Source organism: Tissierellales bacterium (genome assembly GCA_035301805.1).
In the GTDB taxonomy this organism is placed as follows: Bacteria; Bacillota; Clostridia; order Tissierellales; family DATGTQ01; genus DATGTQ01.
In genome coordinates, this window is the sequence record DATGTQ010000282.1 from 1 (window position 1) to 3,484 (window position 3,484).

Here is a 3,484-nt window from a genome sequence, read left to right on the forward strand (position 1 = left end):
ATCATTATTTTATAATTGATGTAATGCTTTTAATAAAAAATGGGGAGATATAGTCTACTCCTCTCCATAGGTTAGTCAATAATTAAATCTATGGCTTCATTTGCATTATAAGAGCTTATTACTAGAGGACCAGAAGCTACAAATTTAAAACCTAAATCTAAGGCCATTTTTTTTATATTTTTCAATACTTCTAAGGAATGTTCATACATTGCCATAGGTCTTACTTTAGAGTATAAGCTTGGAATTGTTTCTACATTATGATTTATTACCTCTGGTTTAGTTTTTACAACTTTAGTTAAAGCTTCGTTATTTCCTTGAAAATCAGGAATAAGTATTTCTATAATTATATTCTTATCTACATTTTTAATACTATTTATAGCTTTTGTAAAATGGTCTGCGCCCCCGTTATTTAAATCATCTCTAGTTACTGAAGTTATTACTACATATTTAAGACTTAACTTTTTAACAGCATTAGCAATATTTATAGGCTCCTTAGGATTTATAGATTCTACTGGTGCTTTAATGACATTGCAAAATTTATAATTTCTAGTACAGTTTTTTCCTAAAATCATGAACGTTGCGGTTTTTACTGAAACATTTCATAAGATTTGGACATTTAGCTTCTCGGCATACTGTATTTAATGAAAGCGCATCTAAAATCCTATGCACACTATTTAAATCTTGACCGCCACGTAGTTTTATTTTTAACCAATCAGGTTTTTTATGGCCTCCACAAAAAGGCCTCCTTTATGTATGCCTTTCATTTAATTAAATGTTAACATACTATTTTTCTATCTACAACAATTTATAAAGAAGAAAAACAATTGATATAAAATAATTTTATTATGTATAACTATTATTTACTATGCATGAGGGGGAAAGTGTAATAGCCTATAAGTAAGATGAAGTTAAGTTATTATTTTAACAATTATTATTTAACAATCTCTAAAATTTGAGAGGAGGATTTTGATGAATAAGAAACAAGTATTTATAGGTATTGGAGTTATAATTCTTATGATCATTTTTGCAAAGGTTCAATATGCAAAGGATAGTAATTTAGCATTATTTTTAATTACTGGCTTAGCTCTTGGCTATATATTGACTAGGTCTAGATATGGATTTGCTGGAGGAATTAGGGAAACTTATTTTACAGGTGATGGTGCATTAACTAAGGCACTATTATTAATGTTTGCATTATCCATAATAGCTACAGCTGGGATACATTATGGAGCAGCTGAAAATGGTGCAGTTATGGCTTTAAGGGCTGAAGAAGGTGATACAATTATACCAGGAACTGGATTTGTTCAAAAAGCAAGCTTATCCACTATTGTTGGAGGTATTATATTTGGTATAGGAATGATATTTGGCGGTGGATGTGCTTCTGGAGTATTGACAGATACTGGAGAAGGTGAAGGGAGAGCTTGGATTGTTTTACTGTTCTTTGCGATAGGTGGTATCCTTGGAACTGCTCATGGTTCTTGGTGGGAGGAAAGCGTATTCACTAAGATGGGCATAACTGTTTATTTACCAGATATTTTTGGATATGTAGGTACGGTTATATTATCTTTAGTTTTGTTATTGTTAATTTATATATTTACGAGGAAATATGAGGATAAGAGAAAAAAGGAAGGAACATATATTGAATTAGAATATGAAGACTGGCAAATGCCACTTCCAGAGCCAGAAGAATTTAACTTTTTTAGTGAGGTAACTTATCATAATTTTTTTGTCAAAAGATGGTCTTATTATACTGGTGCAGTATTAATAGCATTAATGTTTATATTTATTATTAATACTACAGGTGGTAGTTGGGGTGCTTCAGGGCCATATACCTTATGGGGAGTCTGGCTGTTTGAAAAGTTTGGGATAAACTTTACATCCAATGCACCACTAGCTGCTATTTCTGAAACAGTAAATAAAGGACTTATGAATCATCCAGTTTCTGTAAGAAATATAGGTATAATATTTGGCTCTACTATTGCGTTATTATTAGCTGGAAATTTTAAATTTAAATTTGACTTCAATAGCAAAGATGTAGGGCTTTATGCACTAGGTGGTATATTAATGGGCTATGGTGCTAAGGTAGCTGGTGGTTGCAATGTTGGTGCACTATATTCAGGTATGGCAAATTTTTCATTATCAGGTTGGTTCTTTTTAATAGCAATGACTATTGGTGGAGTGATTGGTTCTAAAATATATAAAAAGTATATGGAAAAAGAAAAGGCAAAAGCATAAAAATGGTGGCCATTTTGGCCACTATTTTTAATAACAAAAGCATCTCTTATTTGAAGTGATAAATTTTTTAAAGTATTCTTCACATTTTGTGAATTTATAATTTTTTCTATAAGCAAGATAATAACTGAATTTAGCCTCAAAATCTTGAATTTTAATTTCCTTCAATGTACCTCTTCTAAGTTCTCGTTTAACTACTATTTTAGGTAGAAAGGCATATCCCCTTCCAGATGAAACTGAAGATTTTATAGATTCTGATGAATTAACAGACAATACTATATTTAAATCATCAATATTAATAGAGTGCTCTAATAAGGTTTTTGATAAAAGAACTTTATTATAAGAGCCTTTTTCTCTTAAAATAAGAGGAATATCTGTAATTTCATCTAGGGTAATACTTTCTTCTTCCACATCAGGACCGGCAATAAGTAAAAATTCATCTTCTAAAATTGGTACTGTTTCAATATTTTCAAAGTCATGTTCACCTGTAATGATGGCTATATTTGTATCATGACTTAAAAGCTTTTTGATAACAGTATTAGTATTGTAAACTTCTAGAAATACATTAACATCTACATAAATTTCTCTAAAAGTATAGATACTACAGGGAATAACGTATTCACCTAGACTTTTACAGGCACATATTGATAATTTTTTCTTTTCATTTTGTAAATCCTCTAGATTTTTTATTATGTTTTTTTCTAAAGAAAGCATAGTATTTGCATGTTCAAAAACTATTTGTCCTTCTTCTGTTAGCTCGACACCCTTGTTACTTCTTTCTAGTAAAGTAGCACCAACTTCATTTTCAAGATTTTGAATCTGTATACTTAACCCCGGCTGGGTAAGATGAAGCTTTTTTGCTGCCCTTGAAATACTATTACATTTTACTGTCATGTAAAATGATTTTAAATAATTTAAATCCATGTTTTCACTTCCCGTTTTTGGTATATAAGAAAAGGTTATTATATATAATAACTGTTTATTATGCAGGAATGTAGTTTTATATTAATATAGTAGATAGATAATTAAATATCTAACTAAGTAGATATTATTAATTATCATTAGTATATCATACATTCCCATTATGGAACAAAATTAATTTAAAATTAAAGGGGGAAAATAAAAGATGGGTAAAAGAATTTTAATTGTTGGTGGAGTAGCTGGTGGGGCCTCATCAGCAGCAAGAGTTAGAAGGTTAGATGAGGATGCTGAAATTATTATGTTTGAAAAAGGACCTCATGTTTCTTTTTCA

3 protein-coding genes are annotated in these 3,484 nt (G+C 30.1%); 1 reads left to right on the forward strand and 2 read right to left on the reverse strand.

Features of this window, described 5'->3' with window-relative positions; all coding sequences use genetic code 11:
* Positions 1 to 71: 71 nt before the first annotated feature.
* Positions 72 to 572 (reverse strand): radical SAM protein, encoded by a 501-nt coding sequence (locus VK071_13845; GenBank protein HLR36397.1) that lies wholly within the window; start codon positions 570 to 572, stop codon positions 72 to 74.
* A gap of 397 nt (positions 573 to 969) precedes the next feature.
* On the opposite strand from VK071_13845, the gene VK071_13850 reads away from it, so the two are divergent.
* Positions 970 to 2,235, forward strand: coding sequence for a YeeE/YedE family protein (locus tag VK071_13850; GenBank protein ID HLR36398.1), 1,266 nt, complete (start codon positions 970 to 972; stop codon positions 2,233 to 2,235).
* Positions 2,236 to 2,262: 27 nt separating this feature from the next.
* Here VK071_13850 and VK071_13855 read toward each other — a convergent pair whose 3' ends face one another.
* The gene (locus VK071_13855) at positions 2,263 to 3,156 is read right to left on the reverse strand and encodes a LysR family transcriptional regulator (GenBank protein ID HLR36399.1); all 894 of its coding nucleotides are present in this window, start codon (positions 3,154 to 3,156) and stop codon (positions 2,263 to 2,265) included.
* Positions 3,157 to 3,484 lie beyond the last annotated feature (328 nt).